Genomic DNA, 16993 nt, shown 5'->3' with positions numbered 1-16993 from the left:
GCTCCTTAGATCAGGTGACGCAAGACAAACACGGTCAGAAAACCGCTGGCCATAAACATCAAGGTTGCCACCAAAGAACGGGGTGACAGACGCGACAAGCCACAAACGCCATGCCCGCTAGTGCAACCTGAACCCAGCCGGGTCCCAAAACCCACCAGCAAACCGGCCACGACAACCCATATCCAGGGCTGCGACTGTACCTCTGGCACAGTTTCCCCGGCCAGGCGATACAACCAGGGAGCTGCCGCCAGGCCCAGCAAGGCCATCCAGCGCCAGCCCTTGTCACCGGCCTCCCCGCTCCAGGTGCCCGACAGCAGACCGGAGATACCAAACACCCGGCCATTGAACAGCACCAGGATAGAGGCAGCCAAGCCCACCAACGCGCCCCCGAACAAGGCACTCCACGGTGTAAACGAAGTCCAGTCAATTGCAATCATCAGTGCCTCCCGGGGCGCAAAAGATTCCATATAAAGTCTGCATCACCGCCAGCACCGCTGGATTTTCCAGTCGGTAATAGACGTATTTGCCCTCTTTGCGGCTCGCAATCAGCTCTTCACGCCGCAAAACGGTCAATTGCTGCGATAAAGTAGGCTGAACAATGCCACTGCGCTGTGCCAGTTCCCCCACATTGCATTCACCCTGCACCAAGGTGCAGAGAATCATCAGGCGATCGGGGTTGGCCAGGCTGCCCAGCAAGCTGCTGGCTTGGCCTGCTACCTGTCGCAACGCTTCCAGTTCAGTTTGATTCATATCGTTCTACAAAAACACAATATATATTATTATATAATATCTTTTCATATTTTATAAGCAACAAGAGGTCTGACATGCTCCAAGCCCAGGTCGCCAGCTTCTTTCATACGGACACCTCCACGTTCACCTACGTGGTCCATGCCGCAGGCCAACGCGAATGCGCCATCATCGACTCCGTACTGGACTATGATGCCGCCTCCGGCCGCAGCAGCACTGCCTCAGCCCAGAAGGTCGTGGATTTTGTGCGCCAGCATCAGCTGGAGGTGCAATGGGTTCTGGAAACCCACGCCCATGCCGACCATCTGTCCGCTGCGGTCTGGTTGCAGGAACAGGTGGGCGGCAAAATCGCCATCGGCGAGCACATCAAGCAAGTGCAGTCCACGTTCAGTCGCATCTTCAATATAGAGGCCGAAATCCAGGCCAACGGCACACCCTTCGATACGCTGTTCAAGGATCAGGAGCAATTCCAGATCGGTGCCCTTCAGGTACAAGCCCTGCACGTACCCGGCCACACACCGGCCGATATGGCCTATCACGTTCAGGGGCTGGGCGTATTTGTGGGTGACACCCTGTTTTTGCCCGATGTCGGTACTGCCCGTTGCGACTTTCCGGGCGGCAGCGCCAGCCAGCTCTATGAATCCATCCAGCGCTTGCTGGCGCTGCCCGCAGACACTGTCCTGTTCATGTGCCACGACTACCCGCCTGAAGGACGGGAGCCCCATTTTCAATGCACGGTTCAGGACCAGAAAGACAGCAATATCCATGTGCACGACGGCATCAGTCAGGAACAGTTTTGCGAGCGCCGCACAGCACGCGACAAAACCCTGGGCATGCCGCGCCTGATCCTGCCGTCCATTCAGGTCAATATCCGGGCTGGCCACTTTCCCGAGCCAGAAAGCAATGGCCAGGTCTATCTGAAGCTGCCCGTCAATCAACTCTGAATTTAGCGGTTTTTTGCGTCTGAACAGGCACAAGCCGGGACGCGGAAAAACTTTTAAGCCCCAGCCTGCGTATACTGCCTTTTTCTGCACCCTGAACTTCAGAAGGAAATAACTGGCATGACTTACGTGGCCCTCAAACACTTGCACATGACAGCCGCCGGGCTGAGCATTTTGTTTTTCATTATTCGGGCCTTCTGGTCAGTGTCCGGCTCATCCTGTTTGCAGAATCGCTTTGTGCGCATTGCCCCGCATGTCATCGATACCGTCTTGCTGGTCTGTGGTCTGGCGCTGGCCGGCATGTTGGGCGCAGCAGCCAACCAACCCTGGCTGCTGACCAAGATTGTGTTGCTGGTGGTCTACATCGTAGTGGGGAGCTATGCCATCAAACGCGGTAAAACCGCTTTCAGCCGCGGCGTGGCAGCACTGATTGCGATTGCCATCTTTGCCTATATCGTGGGCGTGGCGCTGAACCGCAGCCCAGCTTCCTGGTTCGTTTAAGCACACAAGCAGCACATAAAAATAGCCCCTGACAGTGGAAATAATTGTCCATTGTCAGGGGCTCTTTACTGTCCCGCCTTACCAGACGCCTATCCAGCGCTGAACCAACAAACTGCTGAGGGCTACGGCAATCCAGACTCCCAGACCCAGCAAGGCAGGCCGCGCGCCGGCTCGTGCCATCACCTTTAAATCCGAGCACAAGCCAATGGCAGCCAGGGCCAGAACCATCAGGAACTCGGCCAGAAAACGCAGCGGTTCCAGCCACTCCACCGGCACCCAGCCCAGCGAGCGCAGAGCCGAGGCCACCATGAACCAGACAATGAACCAGGGAAATACGCGCATCAGATCAAAATCCCGACCCGCCTGACGCGAACGCCACATTTCCAGGCCCGCCAGAATCAGGCAGATAGGAATAATCAAGGTTGCACGCGTCAATTTCACGATAGTGGCATGGTCACCGGCCTGACGGCTGTAGCTATACCCTGCCGCCACGACTGACGAGGTATCGTTGATAGCGGTTCCCGCCCACACCCCAAAACCGGCATCGGACATGTTCATCATGTGACCGGCCAAGGGGAAAATCAGCACCGCCACAATATTGAAGATAAAGATGGTGGAAATTGCCAGTGCAGTTTCATGCTCTTCCGGCTTCAGAATGGGCGTAACTGCCGCAATCGCCGAGCCACCGCAAATCGCCGTCCCCACCCCGATCAGGGTGCGCAGCTTGGAAGGAATGCCCAAGGCTCGGCCCAGTACCAGTGCCGTCACAAAAGCCACCGTCAACGTCACCAGAGTTACAGCCAGCGAATCCATGCCGGTACGCATCACTTGCGGCAGGCTCAAACCAAAACCCAGGCCAATAATCGACCACTGCAACAACACTTTGGACGAATAGCGCAAACCGGGCTGAAACACCGGAGCCACGCCCATGCTGTTACGCAGTAGCATCCCCAGGACAATCGCAAAAACAGGGCCGCCAATCAACGGCCACAATTTCCCCAGGCCCATGGCGGCAACGCCCACGGCCACCGCCAGTAAAAAGCCCCACAAACGGGACGGCTTCAGAGAGAAACCCGATTTGCCCTGCGCCTTCAGGGCGGTGCTTCCTGCTGGTAAATCGGTCACACTGCTCATCTCGTCATTCCAGATATGTAATAAGTAAAAGTAATTTTAGGTTGACCCCGAGTATTAAAAAATTCATTATTACTTATCGTAAGTATCAATTTTATTTATCATGAACGCGATCAGCATCAGACAACTGGAAGTGTTTGTAGGCATTGCCACTTTGGGCACGGTGCGCGCTTGCGCGGCCAACATTCACTTGTCCCAACCGGCTGCCAGCATGGCCCTGGCCGAACTGGAAAAGCAGCTGGATTGCCCCTTGTTTGAACGCACACCCGGGCGCATGCAGCTGACCAGCCGTGGCAAGCAATTGCTGCCGCACGCGCGCGAAATTCTGGAGCGTTTGCGTGAAATGCAGAGCCAGCAGGAAGAACGCGAACTGCGCGGCGAAATCCGCATCGGGGCCAGCAATACGGTAGGCAACTACCTGATCGGGGATCTGGTGGGGCAGTTTGTACGCCAGCACCCGCGTGTCTCCCTGCATGTGTCGGTAGACAACACGGCCAACATCATCAATCAGTTGCTGGAACACAGCTGCGACATTGCCTGCGTGGAAGGCCCGGTCAACCATCCGCAACTGGAAACCTGGATCTGGCGCGAAGATGCGCTGGTCGTTTGCGCCGCCCCCGATCATCCACTGGCCACCAAGACCACTCTGGAAAAACAGGACTTTGCGGGCATGAGCTGGATCATGCGCGAACGTGGCTCGGCCTCCCGAGCGCTGACCGAACAAGCCCTGAATGTGCTGCCCGGTGGGCATGTGCTGATGGAACTGGGCCAGGTGGAGGCCATCAAGCAAGCCGTCATTGCAGGGCTGGGGCTGGCCTGCCTGCCACAGGCAGCCACGCTGGATGCTGTTGCCAATCAACGACTACGCATCCTGGACACCCCCTTTCTGGATTTGAAGCGCCGCCTGTCCCTGGTGCTGCACAAGGAACGCTACCGCAGCCAGGTCTTGAGCGCCTTTGCAGATCATTTGCACAGCCCCGAATCCGGCTCATCCCCAGCCGAAAATTGACGCAAGTTTGCATTCTTGAGATGGTTGACACCCGCAGCAATGGTATTCTTGCTGCAGTGCAGCACAACCGGAAGGGATCATAAGTCCCGATCTCCTGCCCACCTCTTGAACTGAGCGATGCCATGAACACTGTTCCTACGCCACAAGCGCAAGACGTCCCCGCTTTTGCCCGCCCCTCTTATTTGCCACCTTATGAAACCGTAGCCCTGGTGCTGCAAGGCGGCGGCGCGTTAGGGGCCTATCAAGCCGGTGTCTATGAAGGTTTGCTGGAAGCGGGAATCGAGCCTGATTGCCTGTCCGGCATCTCCATTGGGGCCCTGAACACGGCGATTATTGCGGGCAATCCGCCCGAGCGACAGGTAGAACGCCTGCGAGAGTTCTGGAACACCATTTGCGAGCCCTACTATGGCTGGTCAAGCCCGGCCTGCCTGGAGCGTGCCCTCTTTGGCATCAACGATGTGATGCGCGAGGCCATCAGCGCCTTCAATGCCAGCAATGCGCTGGTCTTGGGACAGCGCGGCTTTTTTCGCCCCCGTTTTCCCCCACCGATGCAAGCCACACCGGGCGTGCCCGAGGGGGCCAGTTACTACGACACCAGCGCCCTGAAAGACACGCTGGGGCGTTTGTGCGACTTTGATCGCATCAATGACAAGCGCCAGCGCATCTCGGTAGGCGCGGTCAACGTAGGCACGGGCAACTTTGTGTACTTTGACAACCATCGCACCACCTTGCGGGCCGAGCACTTCATGGCTTCGGGCGCCCTGCCCCCGGCTTTCGCCCCTGTGGAAATTGATGGTCAGTATTACTGGGACGGTGGCCTGGTTTCCAATACGCCGCTGTCTTATGTGCTGGACCAGTCACCCCGCCGGGACACCCTGGTGTTTCAAGTGGATTTGTGGAGTGCACGCGGCCCGGTGCCCAACAATATGGGAGAAGTCAGCGACCGCCTGAACGAGATCCGCTACTCCAGCCGTACCCGTATGGTGACCGAAGACATGCGTCATTCGCAGTACATGCGCCATATCCTGACGGAGCTGCTTGCCCTGATCCCCGAAGATCAACGCAAAGACCTGCTGCCTTGCCGTCTGGCCGAAGAACTGGCCAGCAACAAGCGCTATAACGTGGTGCACCTGATTTACCGCAACCAGCCCTACGAGCAGCACTACAAGGACTATCAGTTTGGCCGCATGACCATGCGTGAACACTGGCGCAGTGGCCTGGATGATATTCGCCAGACGCTGATACACCGGGACAAGCTGAACATGCCAGAAAACCTGGCCGGCTTTACCACCTACGACGTGCACCGCGACGAAATCGAAAAACGGCTGGCCAACGGCAAGTAAGCCAGCCTGTGCCGGGACTTAGCGGCGGCTCAAGACCATCGCGCCGCTAAGTACGAAGGCCGTACCCAGCAATTGCATCAGCGTAATCGGTTCATTCAGGAACCAGTTCGCCAGAAACAAGACCGAAACTGGACCAATCAAGCCCATCTGAGCACTCATGGGTGCACCTACCCGCTCCACCGCCCACATGGTCATGAAGGTCGGCAAAACCGTATTACAGACGGCGTGAATCATGGACAAGCCATAAACCGGAGCGGGTTGAATCAGACCCTGCCAGCCCAGCACGGCAAAAAAGTGGATCAGGGTATAGACGGCCGAGAAAGACATGGCATAGGCCACCAGACGTGTAGAGCCGATGGCTTTGAGCAGCTCGCCCGAACCGATCAAGTAGATGGCATAGGAAATGGCCGAGCCCAGCACGCAAAGTGCGCCCAGCAGCACATCATCCCCGGTCAGATTCAAATCCTGTACAAAGACTAGCCCCACCCCCAGATACGCCAGCGCCAAGGCCAGCCACTGCTTAGGCAGAATCCGTCGCTTCAGGAAAATAGCAGAGAAAATAAGCACAAAAGTGGGCGACAGAAACAGAATCAGCCGCTCCAGCCCTGCCGAAATATATTCAAGACCAATAAAGTCCAGCAAGCTGGCCAGGTAATAACCCAGAAAGCCCAACACCACCAGCTCCAGCTTCTGCCGCCAGGTCAGTGCGGCCAGCTTGCCCTGGCGTACTTTCTTCACTTGCCATAGTGCAATCGCCAGAAAGAAAGGCAGCGACAAAAGCATTCGAAACCCGATAACCGTCAAGGCGTTGACGTCGTATTGGTAAGTCAGCTTGGCAACCACCGCTTTGGCGGAGAAAAGAATGGATCCGCCCCCCGACAACGCCAGTCCAATCAAAAAGGAACTGCGCTGCGCACTGGAGCTTTGACTAGCTTGCATGGGAATTCATCACTTTGCAGGGCCACACGGTCAGCATGGTAGCGGCGGGCCCTGGCAGAAAAAGAGTCAGTAAGGGCAATAAGCCGTCGATTCTACTCTTTGCCTTGGACGGCGGCCATGGTGACCCTGCCAGCGCAACAACCAATGACCTGTCCGCCACTGCGCCCAGCAGCACTACGCGACAACTTTTATCTTTTCCCTCTGAAAACTTGCACATTTCGCAAAATACATGCTATATTCTTTTTCTCTGGTCCCCGATAGCTCAGTCGGTAGAGCGACGGACTGTTAATCCGCAGGTCCCAGGTTCGAGCCCTGGTCGGGGAGCCAAGAAAACCATCAAAATCAGCCCATAGCGTTTGCTTTGGGCTGATTTTTTTTGTCCCTGCTACATGCGTCTGCTCCATCACGAAGAAACGGCGTCATTAACATTTGGACAAACAAAACCCCTCAACCCAAAAAGACAGCGGGACTGCATGTTGATGCAGCCCCGCTGTGGCTCTTTTCCCCTGACCTAGCCCCTATCCAGGACGACGCCGCCGCTGCTAACGCACTACGTCGACCCGGAACTGGCAGAATCAGTCAGAAAGATCAGAAACGGTGCGTGATGCCGACCGTGGCAACCGTGCTCTTCAAATCGCTGTAGTAGCCGATATTGCGAGCGTAGGAGCCAATAGCGTACAGATTGGTGCGCTTGGACAGATTGTGCAGGTAACCAGCGCTGAACACGTGCTGGGTCTTGGCATCATCTGTGCTGCGTGGAGTGGAACGTGGGTCAGCCATGGTCCAGGAAGCCAGAACCGAGCCAGCCTTGCCGGTAGGAACGGTCACGCCCAGCGCGTAAGAGTTGACCTTCAGGTCCTTGTGCATGCCAGGGCCAAATTGTTCGGTTTGCAGGGAACCACCGATGTAACCATTGCGGCTTTGGCCAAAAGCAGCGTGCAAGGTGGCAAAGCTGAATTTGTAGCTGGCTGCCAGGTTCCAGGCGCTGACATTGCCGCTTTCTGCCGCAACCAGGTTGCCACCTTGCTCGCGAGCGGAGCCATAGCGAGCCTGATCAAAGCTCAAGGCCGCTTTCAAAGGACCATTGGTGTAGCGCATGGCTACGCTAAAGGCTTTCACGTTGGCATCGTCGCTGTTGATGGCATTGCCAGTCAAACCGCTACGATCCCACTTCTGGGCGCCATTAGTGTTGAAAGAATAGCCCGCACCGAACTGGAAGCCAGAGAACTCGGGACTCTGGTAGGCAAGCATATTGTCGTAACGAACCGTGTTGGCCGCATTAAATGCAGCACCCACGCCGTACTGGTAGCCATTGCCACCAAAGGGGCTGGCCACACCGGCAACGTACAGGGAAGTCACCGTGGTCTGACGACCCAGATCCACACGGCCCCAGGATTCACCACTCAGGCCCAAGGTCGCTTGACGACCAAACAAGCGGTTCTGGCGCATATTGCCATCGCTCAGATCAAAGCCGCTTTCCAGCATGAAGTTGGCTTTCAGACCGCCGCCCAGATCTTCGCTGCCCATCAGGCCCCAGCGGTTACCCATCCAACCCTGATCGTACAGACCAAAACGGCTTTGTTTTTCTGCGCCGCCTTTCAGGTCGCTCCCTTTCCACTGCTCGTAGCCCAGGCCGGTATCAACCACGCCGTACAAAGTCACGTTCGATGCAGCGTAGGCGGGAACCGCCAGTACAGGCATCAACAAGGCTGCCAAGATAGTTTTTTTCATATTCTCTGTTCTCTGTAAACGTCTGAATGCCGGATTTCTTGTCGTTGTCCGGCTCTTGTTCAAGTGCTGGTTGCCACCGCCCGAAAAGATGATTTCCCGGCGCCACACCCCTGCACTCCCTCCTATTTCTTGAAGCAAGAAATCTCAATGAACCAGGCCCTGAAACAGGGATGAAAGGGACTTGATAGTTGAGACACATATACTGCAAGCATTTATATTTCAGGCATAAACAATATTGGTGTCAATAAACTCAATCCGGCGTGTTTACTAGGTTTCATACGCATTTTCCCTAGTTTTTCACCTGCAGAGAATTCAGCAGAAAATGGGCTAAATGAGCGCAAAGCCAATAAACAAAAGGCTTGCAACCATTTGCTACAAACCAGGTGTATGGGCCTTGTTGACCAGACGGTATGTTCCCAACGGAAAAATCAGGATTTACGCCTATTGCCAAGGCCGTATCCAGTTTTGCATTTATGAAAATAGGTTTCTCATAAAATACCTCTTTACAATATCGATAGCTTTACCCTATAATTATTTTCTTTGCTGGTCCCCGATAGCTCAGTCGGTAGAGCGACGGACTGTTAATCCGCAGGTCCCAGGTTCGAGCCCTGGTCGGGGAGCCAAAAATACGAAAGCCCAGCTACTTACGTAGCTGGGCTTTTTCACGTCTGCTGACATAAAAAAGCCTCTTGATTGCTCAAGAGGCTTTGCCGGCACGCTCCCTATCCTGGCTCGTCTACTGGGTTCCTGCAGGCGTGATGCTGATCTCATACGGAACAAAATTCTGCACGTCCAGCAGATCCTTGGCCAGCAAATCAACACGCTCGCCATTCATCACCGCTGTCGCCCCCGTCACCACCACTCGCAAATTCTGATCGCACGCGATTTCATCATGCCAATAGCCTGTGGCATAGCGTTCGGCGCTGGAACTGCCAAAGTCGTCCACCTCGATCACATCCTCGGCCACCAGCTTATTGTTCTTTTTACTCAGCACCTGAATATGGACCTTCAGCTGCTGAACCGGCTCCATTTGGGAATCAAAAGTAAAATTCGCAGCACACATTCCCTGATTCGCAAAGACCGTATCGGAATGCCACATTTGCACCGCCTGTGCCTGGCCCGCCATCACGCCACCCAGCAGCATGGCCCCTGCGACCAGCCTCACGCTCTTACGAAAATCCACATCGCCCTCTCTTTTGCAATAGAAACCCAAGCGCACTTATACACAAAAAAATAAAGAGGTGCTGCATTTGCAACATGCGCTTCCATAAATATCCTGTTTGCAACACTCAAGAATTTCACTCCACAGACAGCGTAACTGGCGATAATGCAGCTTCCAGCTTTCTGCCCCGACTTTTCCTGCCGGGATCTGCCGTTTATTTCGCTGCTCGCACTCTTTTATGCTCGATACTCTTTTCCCCTTTTTTGGGGGACTCGGTCTATTTCTGATTGGCATGATGCTGCTGTCCGAAGGGCTAGTGGCTTTTGCGGGCGGCTCCCTCAAGCAGATCCTGCTGGCCTTTACCGGCAGACCCATCAAGGCCTTTGCATCCGGCGCCTTGATTACCGCGCTGGCCCAATCCTCTACGGCTACCACTGTCACCCTGATCGGCTTTGTCAGTGCAGGGCTTATCTCCTTCACACAAGCAATTGGCGTGGTCATCGGCGCCAGTCTGGGCAATACCGCCACCGGCTGGATCATCTCCGGCCTGGGGCTAAAAGTGAATCTGGGCTTTTACACCCTGCCCCTGATTGGGTTGGGCGCCCTGCTCAAACTACTGGCCCCCGGTCGCTATAAAGAGCTGGGCCGCGCACTGGCTGGCTTTGGCACTCTGTTTCTGGGATTGGGCATGCTGCAAGACGGCATGCAAGGGCTGGCAGCCAGCTTCAGCCTGGCTCATATGCCTACGGGCGGCTATGGCGCACATTTGCTGATCATGCTTACCGGCCTGGCCCTGACCGCCGTGCTGCAATCCTCGACCGCCGCTATCGCCATGACACTGACCGCTCTGGATGCCGGAGCGGTCAGCTTTGATCAGGCCGCCGCCATTGTTGTGGGCGCATCCATAGGCACCACTCTGACCGGCGTACTGGTTGCTATCGGTGGCACCATTTACGCCAAGCGCACGGCCATTGCCTACATTCTGTTCAACGTCATTGCCGGTTTACTGGGACTGCTGATCCTGCCCTTGTTCCTGAAAGCCATGTACGCCACAGGCTCCTACATCAACGTTCCTCCCGGCGCATTGGGTCTGGCGGCCTTTCACAGCCTGTTCATTGGCCTGGGTGCCGCCTTGTGCCTGCCCTTTACCCAGCAGTTTGCCCGCTGGGTGCAGCGCCTGGTGCCGGATCGCTCTGCCCGCCCCCAACACCACCTGGACGATAGCTTGCTGCAAGTACCGGCCCTGGCCCTGGAAACTACCCAACGCACGCTGGAAGAGCTGGCCCAGCGCCTGCTGAATCTGTATCAGCACAGTCTGAACATGAGCCGCCCCAGCACCGCGGCGGCCGACCTGCAGCAAATCGAAACCGTGCTGGATCAAGCCTACGAGTTTGTATTGCGCATCCCCAGCGCTGCTGATGATCCCGCCGTTGCCGCCCGCATCAGCGCGCTTTTACACACGATTGACCACATGCATCGTCTGCGCAGCCGCTTGCAAAACCAGCCTGCAACAGACTTGCGCGACAGCCGTTACCAGCAGGCTCAGACCCTGGCCACAGAGCTGAATACGCTGGCGCAACAAGGCTTGCACGGACAAGCCCCGGCAGACTGGCTAGAGCAGGTACAAGCCAGAGCACAGGCCCTGACCGAACTCTTGAGCACTGTTCGCAGCCAGCTTCTGGCGGCCCCGCAAGGCCATGACGACGCCTCACGCACCCTGCGTATCACGGACACCCACCGCTGGTTCGAACGCAGCAGCCAGCATGTCTGGCGTAGCAGCTACTACTTGCAGCTGGCTCGCCAAACACAACAGTAAGGCTGAAAACCCTGGTTGCACGAGGCCGGCAAAGCTCTCCGGAAGCAGGAATGCCCCACCTTGCCCTTCATGCCTAAAGCAGCTTTTGGAGCCCTCCTGCTTCGCAAAACTCATATAACAAGAATATAAAAGTAACTTGGTTCCAAGGCTGACAAAAACACTGTAAACAGATACCAAGATTCACGCCCGTAGCAAGGATTCCCCCTTACAATCGGCTCAAATTCACGCTAATGGAAAAACTCCATGTCCACCCGGCCAAATCTACAATTCCATACTTTTTTGCTTTTGCTGGCCGCCGTATCCGCTGCCTTTGTCTGGATACTTCTCCCCTTTTATGGCGCCGTATTCTGGGGTGCCGTTCTGGCTATTTTGTTTACCCCCTTGCAACGCAAGCTGCTGGCTAAAACCAAAGGCCGGCGTTCTCTATCTGCACTGATCAGTTTGCTGGTCATTATTCTGATCGTCATTATTCCGGTCATCCTGATTTCCATTTCTCTGGTTCAACAAATCGCCTCTCTGTACGACTTGATGAATAGTGGGCAGCTGAATCCCGGTGCCTATTTGCAAAAAATACTGAATGCGCTACCTCCTAGCGTGACAGATTTTGCCGCCCGTTTTGGCCTGCATGACTTTGCATCCCTGCAAGAGAAGTTCTCTGAATTTGCTGTTCAAGGCGGACAGTTCCTGACCAAACAGGCTCTGAACGTAGGCCAGAACACCTTCCAGTTCCTGGTCAGCCTGGGCATCATGCTGTACATGCTGTTCTTTCTGCTGCGCGATGGCGTGGAGCTGGGCCGTCATTTCCGTCAACTGATCCCTCTGAGCGAAGGCCAGAAAACCCACCTGTTCCGCAAATTCACCACCGTGGTACGCGCCACCGTCAAAGGCAATATCGCTGTGGCGGCGACTCAAGGTGCGCTGGGCGGGGTCATGTTCTGGTTCCTGGACATTCAAGGCGCCCTGTTCTGGGGTGTGCTGATGGCTGTGCTGTCCTTGCTGCCTGCTGTGGGCGCCTCGCTGATCTGGGCTCCGGTTGCCATCTACTTCTTTGTTTCGGGCCATTACGTCCCCGGCATCATCCTGACCGCCTTCGGTATTTTGGTGATTGGCCTGGTGGACAACCTGCTGCGCCCCCTGCTGGTCGGTAAAGACACCAAAATTCCGGATTACATAATCCTTATTTCCACCCTGGGCGGCTTGTCAATTTTCGGCCTGAACGGTTTTGTGATTGGCCCGCTGATCGCTGCCATGTTCATTGCCTGCTGGGATCTGTTCCCCTCGGCGGTCAGCGCCCGTGTGGAAGCGGAAGAGCAAGAAAGCAACGGCAGATAAAAAACAGGCCAGCTTTAAGGCTGGCCTGCTGATCTTCCAGACATCAAACCCAAGGGCCTGTTCCGTGCTTGATCCAAAGCACCGAACAGGCCCTTCTTCATTTCATCAAGTCCGCAACACGGGCAGGAACACAATCCAGATATTCACGGCCAGGGCCAGGAACCACACCAGCGAGCGCAAGGTGGCCTTGTCCAATATGTACATCAGCAAATACAGCACGCGCAGCACGATCCAGGAAATCATCAGGCTTTGCACGCGCAAGGCATCCGCCCCCGACCACAAGGCCAGCAACACCGCCGCGTAAAAGAACGGCAGCGCTTCAAATGCATTGGCCTGCGCCGCATTGGCCCGTCCACGCCACCCCGACAGGCTGGCCAGCCAAGGACGCGGCTCATGATTCGTAAAGCCCGCCCCTCCGGCTTTGGCACAAATCGCCGCCAACCAAGGCAAGAAAGCCGCTACCACCAAACTGATCTTGATCCCCAGCATCATCGTCCCCTTCACAGGCTGAAAACGCCCAACATAGCACGTCGCAGCCCAAATGCGTGCGCAGAATTTACAAACCCGAAAAAAACAGGATATACTTATCGTCTTAGGTTAGCCGATGTAGCTCAGTCGGTAGAGCAGCTCATTCGTAATGAGAAGGTCGAGGGTTCGATTCCTTTCATCGGCACCAGCTAATCTAAAACCATTGAAATAAAATAATCAATAATTTAATCGAATCAATGGTTTAGCTTCCTGACATCAGAAGCAATTAATCGCCTGCTTTCAACTATTCCACATAGACGGCCCCAAAAAAAACCCACGACTAGCCTTATGAAAATAGGCATGTGGCAAGCAATACCAAACATGCAGCGGCCATAGCAACCCAGCCCAGAAACCGTTAGGTTTCTCCGCTCATCAACACACCATTGCCGAGCTGAGAACCAAAAAAATAATCCCCCAGGCTCGAAAGCCGGGGGATCAATACTCCAAGGCCACATCGATAGCTTTTTTATAAGCTCACGGCCCGATCACTTGGCTGACATGCTCCGGAATATTCCAGGCGCCCCCAGCGCGAATCAGAGCACAGCGCCCGGTGTCACCACGTTCACTTTCAACAAAGTCGGTTCCATCCCAGACCGATGCCTCGTAACTCCAGCAATCGCCCAAGCCCCGCCCCTTCATGCTGGACGAGATCATTCCATTATCGTAATCAGTAGCGCTGGTACTCACTAACACCGGAGCAGACTGCATATTGTTATTGATCACAAAATAGGCTGCCCCACCGTTGTAAGCGGCTAACCAGCAAGGCGCGCCAACCAGGGAGAACTGCTGATTCAATCGTGCAATTTCCCATGGCTCGGACAGCATGTCAGCACTACAGGATTGTTCCTCATCAGCAGCAAGCACCTTCAACAGCACAGGCCTTATCAAGGCGTCCTCTTGCGCTGTCATGGGGCGCAAGCTTTTATCCACTACCGCGGCACGGTTGATAACTGGCGCAGCAATAGGTGCCTTGACCGTAGACTCGCTGCCCTTCCCTTTACGCAGAATAGCCCCTGGCGTATTGACACGTCCTTGAACGTCATCCATTTTCAACAAGACAGCACTTGAGCCTGCCCCCGAGAACGCATAAGTGTTGCCATTCCCACGAAAGGAAATTACGGCGTCTTTTTTCAAGGCTGCCAAAAACTGGGCTAACTGTGCCTCGCTCATTTGCCAAGACTCATCCCCCGCAAAACTCAGTGAACCTGCTTTACGGCCCGCAATAACAAGTTCTGGCAATGAGTCTTTTGGCCACTCGGGATCGTCGTAGTGTGCAAGCATGACTCTATTTGCCACCGGCTCTCCGCTGCCCGCTTTACGCGTCAATAACACCGTTGAACCCAGCTCTTCACCATCAGCCGCATAACCGGCGGCGCGGCAGGTTAGCGTGTTATCGCAACGTAGATCCCAGTCTTTATGAGAAAACGTCACTGGCGCAGCATTAGCCGCGGCACCTCCCATACAAAGCGCTAGCGATATGGCGGCGGTTCGTACTGAAAAAAACGCACTGTGATCTTGTTTTTGCCCGCTCATGTTCTCTCCTCCCTAAGGTGTTATCTGGATACACAGCACATATTACGTCGCGGCAACGCTAAATGCGTTCTCCCAGACCCACGTCAGAAAACCACATTAAACGTCTGACCGCCTGTGTTCGTGACATTATTCTGTTCAATCGTCCCCTTGCAAGGCTTGGCGCTATCTGACTAAGCCGCGGACACTTGGCTCACCCTGTTTCCGTTCGTGCCCGTGTCAATCCTCTGTACAGAATGCAGACGAAAAAACCATGCAATGTCTATCAAACGATAGATAATCAAACCTCATCCACGTCGAGTAAATTCTGATGCGCAAATATCTGAACCCTATTGCAGTTGGCTTGCTCAGTCTCCTCGCCGTTGCCAGCCACGCGGCCTCTCCGAACTTTTCCGTCACGACTGAAGATCTTAAAAAGTTGCGCTCGACGTCCGTCATGCCACGCGAAGCGAGTCCCTCAGCAGCCACACCCAAAGATCCGGCCAAGGACTCAGAGTTCAGCAGAAACTTCCAGAAGGCGATGAACAATGAGGAAAAGGCACGCCAAGCGGCACGAGAACAGCAACTGGAGCGCAACCGCCTACCCCAGCTTGAGCAGAACAGAAACCCGGCCAATCGCTTCGGCCCGCCCAACAACAAGAAAGAAAATATGGGGATTTATTTTGATGCTGACGGTACCGCGGCTACCTCTTGCCGAGAGGACGAGTTAGGGAAGACTCGTTGCAAGGTACGTGAGCTCAGGTAGAAACCAGCCCCAGTCATACAGCCTGCGCGCTGTTTTCAGGGACGAGCCTTAACGGTTTGAAGGCACTCATAGACCATCCAACGAATTGGCGCCCAGCTTGTATCCAGAGCTACGTCTGGATCAACCGTTACTTCAACCTGACGAGCGGCTCGCCCTTTGGTGGCATGAAGGAAAGCGGCATAGGACGCGAACATTGCCGTGAAACCTTGAGCATGTACTCGGAACTGAAAGCCATCACGGTGCAAAACAGCGTACCGCAACCTGGGTTTGCTGTTTGAGCCAGGCAAGCATCAAAGGCGGAGCTGAAAAGGGATAAAAAACACCAGTCTCAGCTTTGCCGCCTGGAGAAACGACGCGGGGAAGCCCGCGTCCACTCTTTGAAGGCGCGCGAAAAAGTCGCGGTATCCGAATAACCGAGCTGCTCGGCAACGACGGACAAAGGCAGATCAGCAGACTGCAACATGGCTTGTGCTCGCTCCTGGCGAACGGTCTGCAATACGCTACGAAAAGATGCCCCCTCTTCCATCAAGCGTCGACGCAAAGATCGAGCCGACATCTCCAGAACCAAAGCAATGGAATCGCAATCTACCGGCGCACGCCCCAAACGCCGGGCAATCGCTTCCTCTACTTGCTCTGTCACAGCTTTCGTCACCGTAATCTCTGGTCCCATCAGGTCCAGCAAATGACACTCCAGCACAGACTTGAGCCGGGTATCCTGAAACCCGCTGGCACGGGAAAACTGCCGATCCAAGTCGCTGTTGCGCATCACCAGCTGATTGGCAACCTGGTTGCCAATGACAGGCGCTCGGAAAAAACGCTCCAAGGTCTGCTCTCGCCCCACAATCGAATGTTCAAAATGAACTTCAATCGGCTTCCAGCCGGGTGTCGCCAGTTGCTTGAGCATCAAGGCCATACCTGCCATCGTGAACTCGGCATCCTGACTGCGCGGCCAAATGGCCCGATTCTGAATCCGGTAACTAAGCGTCGTGGTCTCAGCCTGAGCGGTCACATCCAGGGATGTTCTGGTTTGCCAATGGCCTTGAAACATGCCAAACGAATCCAGCGTAGCCCGCAAACTCCCCGCTGCCACAAACAAGGCATGAAATGGCCCCATTTCTTCCAGGCCAAACTGCGCCCCCATCTCCAATCCCAGATAAGGCCGATCAAACTTCCTGGCGGCATGCTCGAGCAAGGACACGTAGCGATGCAAGGGGACGCGCTCGTAAGGGGTTGCCGTCTGATTTCGATAAAAGCCGTATTCACGCAACAGCGTATCTACCTGATGCCCATGCTCTGACAAAGCGTCAACCAAAGCACTCAGATACAAGGTTCGTATTGTGGCCTGCCTATCCTCATTCGGATTAACGGTATCTGGGCAGGCCGTGTCCAAGCCACAAGCCACCCCCACCGACTCGTCAAGACCCTGGCTCATCTTCGCAACTCCCCCTTTTGTTCCCTGTTTCTACACACTCACCGCCATCAAGCCACTCTGTAAAATCGCTTCTTTTTTTTGCGGCTTAAATCTTCAAGCCTCAATC

At 55.1% G+C, this 16993-nt stretch carries 17 protein-coding genes and 3 tRNA genes; 11 read left to right on the top strand and 9 right to left on the bottom strand.

The features are described from left to right. Nucleotides 1-5: 5 nt before the first annotated feature. Both CPY64_RS04630 and CPY64_RS04625 read right to left on the bottom strand, forming a co-directional pair. Complete coding sequence (locus CPY64_RS04630; RefSeq protein ID WP_231691424.1) at nucleotides 6-437, bottom strand: YeeE/YedE family protein; 432 nt, start codon at nucleotides 435-437, stop codon at nucleotides 6-8. Beyond that, nucleotides 424-750: an ArsR/SmtB family transcription factor gene (locus CPY64_RS04625; RefSeq protein ID WP_042487629.1), complete on the bottom strand. Its 327-nt coding sequence runs from the start codon at nucleotides 748-750 to the stop codon at nucleotides 424-426. The genes CPY64_RS04630 and CPY64_RS04625 overlap by 14 nt, the downstream gene beginning before the upstream one ends. 74 nt (nucleotides 751-824) lie before the next feature. Between CPY64_RS04625 and CPY64_RS04620 the strand changes: the two genes are divergently transcribed. Both CPY64_RS04620 and CPY64_RS04615 read left to right on the top strand, forming a co-directional pair. Next, on the top strand, nucleotides 825-1691 hold the full coding sequence (locus CPY64_RS04620; RefSeq protein ID WP_042487632.1) for an MBL fold metallo-hydrolase: 867 nt from the start codon (nucleotides 825-827) through the stop codon (nucleotides 1689-1691). A gap of 117 nt (nucleotides 1692-1808) precedes the next feature. Then, on the top strand, nucleotides 1809-2189 hold the full coding sequence (locus CPY64_RS04615) for a SirB2 family protein (protein WP_021446841.1): 381 nt from the start codon (nucleotides 1809-1811) through the stop codon (nucleotides 2187-2189). 78 nt (nucleotides 2190-2267) lie between these two features. Here CPY64_RS04615 and CPY64_RS04610 read toward each other — a convergent pair whose 3' ends face one another. Beyond that, nucleotides 2268-3323, bottom strand: coding sequence for a YeiH family protein (locus CPY64_RS04610; protein ID WP_042487635.1), 1056 nt, complete (start codon nucleotides 3321-3323; stop codon nucleotides 2268-2270). Between the two features lie 100 nt (nucleotides 3324-3423). On the opposite strand from CPY64_RS04610, the gene CPY64_RS04605 reads away from it, so the two are divergent. After that, entirely contained in the window at nucleotides 3424-4329 is a 906-nt protein-coding gene (locus CPY64_RS04605) for a LysR family transcriptional regulator (protein ID WP_042487640.1), read from the top strand. A 122-nt stretch (nucleotides 4330-4451) separates the two neighbouring features. After that, nucleotides 4452-5672, top strand: a complete 1221-nt coding sequence (locus CPY64_RS04600; RefSeq protein WP_042487643.1) for a DUF3734 domain-containing protein — start codon at nucleotides 4452-4454, stop codon at nucleotides 5670-5672. Nucleotides 5673-5690: 18 nt separating this feature from the next. Here CPY64_RS04600 and CPY64_RS04595 read toward each other — a convergent pair whose 3' ends face one another. Beyond that, the gene (locus tag CPY64_RS04595) at nucleotides 5691-6611 is read right to left on the bottom strand and encodes a DMT family transporter (protein WP_042487645.1); all 921 of its coding nucleotides are present in this window, start codon (nucleotides 6609-6611) and stop codon (nucleotides 5691-5693) included. 251 nt (nucleotides 6612-6862) lie between these two features. Between CPY64_RS04595 and CPY64_RS04590 the strand changes: the two genes are divergently transcribed. Then, nucleotides 6863-6938, top strand: a tRNA-Asn gene (locus CPY64_RS04590). Between the two features lie 261 nt (nucleotides 6939-7199). Here CPY64_RS04590 and CPY64_RS04585 read toward each other — a convergent pair. Then, a complete protein-coding gene (locus tag CPY64_RS04585) occupies nucleotides 7200-8342 on the bottom strand; it encodes a porin (RefSeq protein ID WP_042487648.1) in 1143 nt (380 codons plus the stop codon). A 547-nt stretch (nucleotides 8343-8889) separates the two neighbouring features. Here CPY64_RS04585 and CPY64_RS04580 point away from each other — a divergent pair. Beyond that, nucleotides 8890-8965 (top strand) — tRNA-Asn (locus CPY64_RS04580). Nucleotides 8966-9078: 113 nt separating this feature from the next. Here the strand turns inward: CPY64_RS04580 and CPY64_RS04575 are convergent. Further along, nucleotides 9079-9525 carry an IrmA family protein gene (locus CPY64_RS04575; protein WP_123794709.1) on the bottom strand — a complete coding sequence of 149 codons (447 nt, stop codon included), beginning with the start codon at nucleotides 9523-9525 and terminating at the stop codon, nucleotides 9079-9081. A gap of 217 nt (nucleotides 9526-9742) precedes the next feature. Between CPY64_RS04575 and CPY64_RS04570 the strand changes: the two genes are divergently transcribed. Both CPY64_RS04570 and CPY64_RS04565 read left to right on the top strand, forming a co-directional pair. Beyond that, complete coding sequence (locus CPY64_RS04570) at nucleotides 9743-11320, top strand: Na/Pi cotransporter family protein (protein ID WP_042487654.1); 1578 nt, start codon at nucleotides 9743-9745, stop codon at nucleotides 11318-11320. Nucleotides 11321-11563: 243 nt separating this feature from the next. Then, a complete protein-coding gene (locus CPY64_RS04565; protein WP_042487657.1) occupies nucleotides 11564-12652 on the top strand; it encodes an AI-2E family transporter in 1089 nt (362 codons plus the stop codon). Nucleotides 12653-12757: 105 nt separating this feature from the next. Here CPY64_RS04565 and CPY64_RS04560 read toward each other — a convergent pair whose 3' ends face one another. Continuing rightward, on the bottom strand, nucleotides 12758-13141 hold the full coding sequence (locus tag CPY64_RS04560; RefSeq protein ID WP_042487660.1) for an MAPEG family protein: 384 nt from the start codon (nucleotides 13139-13141) through the stop codon (nucleotides 12758-12760). Between the two features lie 111 nt (nucleotides 13142-13252). On the opposite strand from CPY64_RS04560, the gene CPY64_RS04555 reads away from it, so the two are divergent. Continuing rightward, nucleotides 13253-13328, top strand: a tRNA-Thr gene (locus CPY64_RS04555). A 326-nt stretch (nucleotides 13329-13654) separates the two neighbouring features. On the opposite strand, the gene CPY64_RS04550 is transcribed toward CPY64_RS04555, so the two are convergent. Next, nucleotides 13655-14713, bottom strand: a complete 1059-nt coding sequence (locus tag CPY64_RS04550; RefSeq protein ID WP_042487663.1) for a DUF1176 domain-containing protein — start codon at nucleotides 14711-14713, stop codon at nucleotides 13655-13657. 307 nt (nucleotides 14714-15020) lie between these two features. On the opposite strand from CPY64_RS04550, the gene CPY64_RS04545 reads away from it, so the two are divergent. Together CPY64_RS04545 and CPY64_RS04540 are read left to right on the top strand one after the other, a co-directional pair. Further along, nucleotides 15021-15455 (top strand): hypothetical protein, encoded by a 435-nt coding sequence (locus CPY64_RS04545; RefSeq protein ID WP_042487666.1) that lies wholly within the window; start codon nucleotides 15021-15023, stop codon nucleotides 15453-15455. 56 nt (nucleotides 15456-15511) lie between these two features. Next, entirely contained in the window at nucleotides 15512-15733 is a 222-nt protein-coding gene (locus CPY64_RS04540) for an aldehyde dehydrogenase family protein (protein ID WP_080723822.1), read from the top strand. A gap of 50 nt (nucleotides 15734-15783) precedes the next feature. On the opposite strand, the gene CPY64_RS04535 is transcribed toward CPY64_RS04540, so the two are convergent. Further along, nucleotides 15784-16887, bottom strand: coding sequence for an AraC family transcriptional regulator (locus tag CPY64_RS04535; protein ID WP_080723823.1), 1104 nt, complete (start codon nucleotides 16885-16887; stop codon nucleotides 15784-15786). Nucleotides 16888-16993 lie beyond the last annotated feature (106 nt).

The organism is Alcaligenes faecalis (assembly GCF_002443155.1).
In the GTDB taxonomy this organism is placed as follows: domain Bacteria; phylum Pseudomonadota; class Gammaproteobacteria; order Burkholderiales; family Burkholderiaceae_B; genus Alcaligenes; species Alcaligenes faecalis.
This window is presented reverse-complemented; position numbering and strand designations above follow the sequence as displayed.

Bases quoted from the DNA above. Each gene is read 5' to 3' on its own strand.
- CPY64_RS04565 (WP_042487657.1), top strand. From the start codon at position 11,564: ATGTCCACCCGGCCAAATCTACAATTCCATACTTTTTTGCTTTTGCTG.
- CPY64_RS04600 (WP_042487643.1), top strand. From the start codon at position 4,452: ATGAACACTGTTCCTACGCCACAAGCGCAAGACGTCCCCGCTTTTGCC.
- CPY64_RS04570 (WP_042487654.1), top strand. From the start codon at position 9,743: ATGCTCGATACTCTTTTCCCCTTTTTTGGGGGACTCGGTCTATTTCTG.
- CPY64_RS04550 (WP_042487663.1), bottom strand. From the start codon at position 14,713: ATGAGCGGGCAAAAACAAGATCACAGTGCGTTTTTTTCAGTACGAACC.
- CPY64_RS04615 (WP_021446841.1), top strand. From the start codon at position 1,809: ATGACTTACGTGGCCCTCAAACACTTGCACATGACAGCCGCCGGGCTG.
- CPY64_RS04560 (WP_042487660.1), bottom strand. From the start codon at position 13,141: ATGCTGGGGATCAAGATCAGTTTGGTGGTAGCGGCTTTCTTGCCTTGG.
- CPY64_RS04545 (WP_042487666.1), top strand. From the start codon at position 15,021: ATGCGCAAATATCTGAACCCTATTGCAGTTGGCTTGCTCAGTCTCCTC.
- CPY64_RS04620 (WP_042487632.1), top strand. From the start codon at position 825: ATGCTCCAAGCCCAGGTCGCCAGCTTCTTTCATACGGACACCTCCACG.
- CPY64_RS04535 (WP_080723823.1), bottom strand. From the start codon at position 16,887: ATGAGCCAGGGTCTTGACGAGTCGGTGGGGGTGGCTTGTGGCTTGGAC.
- CPY64_RS04595 (WP_042487645.1), bottom strand. From the start codon at position 6,611: ATGCAAGCTAGTCAAAGCTCCAGTGCGCAGCGCAGTTCCTTTTTGATT.
- CPY64_RS04610 (WP_042487635.1), bottom strand. From the start codon at position 3,323: ATGAGCAGTGTGACCGATTTACCAGCAGGAAGCACCGCCCTGAAGGCG.
- CPY64_RS04605 (WP_042487640.1), top strand. From the start codon at position 3,424: ATGAACGCGATCAGCATCAGACAACTGGAAGTGTTTGTAGGCATTGCC.
- CPY64_RS04630 (WP_231691424.1), bottom strand. From the start codon at position 437: ATGATTGCAATTGACTGGACTTCGTTTACACCGTGGAGTGCCTTGTTC.
- CPY64_RS04625 (WP_042487629.1), bottom strand. From the start codon at position 750: ATGAATCAAACTGAACTGGAAGCGTTGCGACAGGTAGCAGGCCAAGCC.
- CPY64_RS04585 (WP_042487648.1), bottom strand. From the start codon at position 8,342: ATGAAAAAAACTATCTTGGCAGCCTTGTTGATGCCTGTACTGGCGGTT.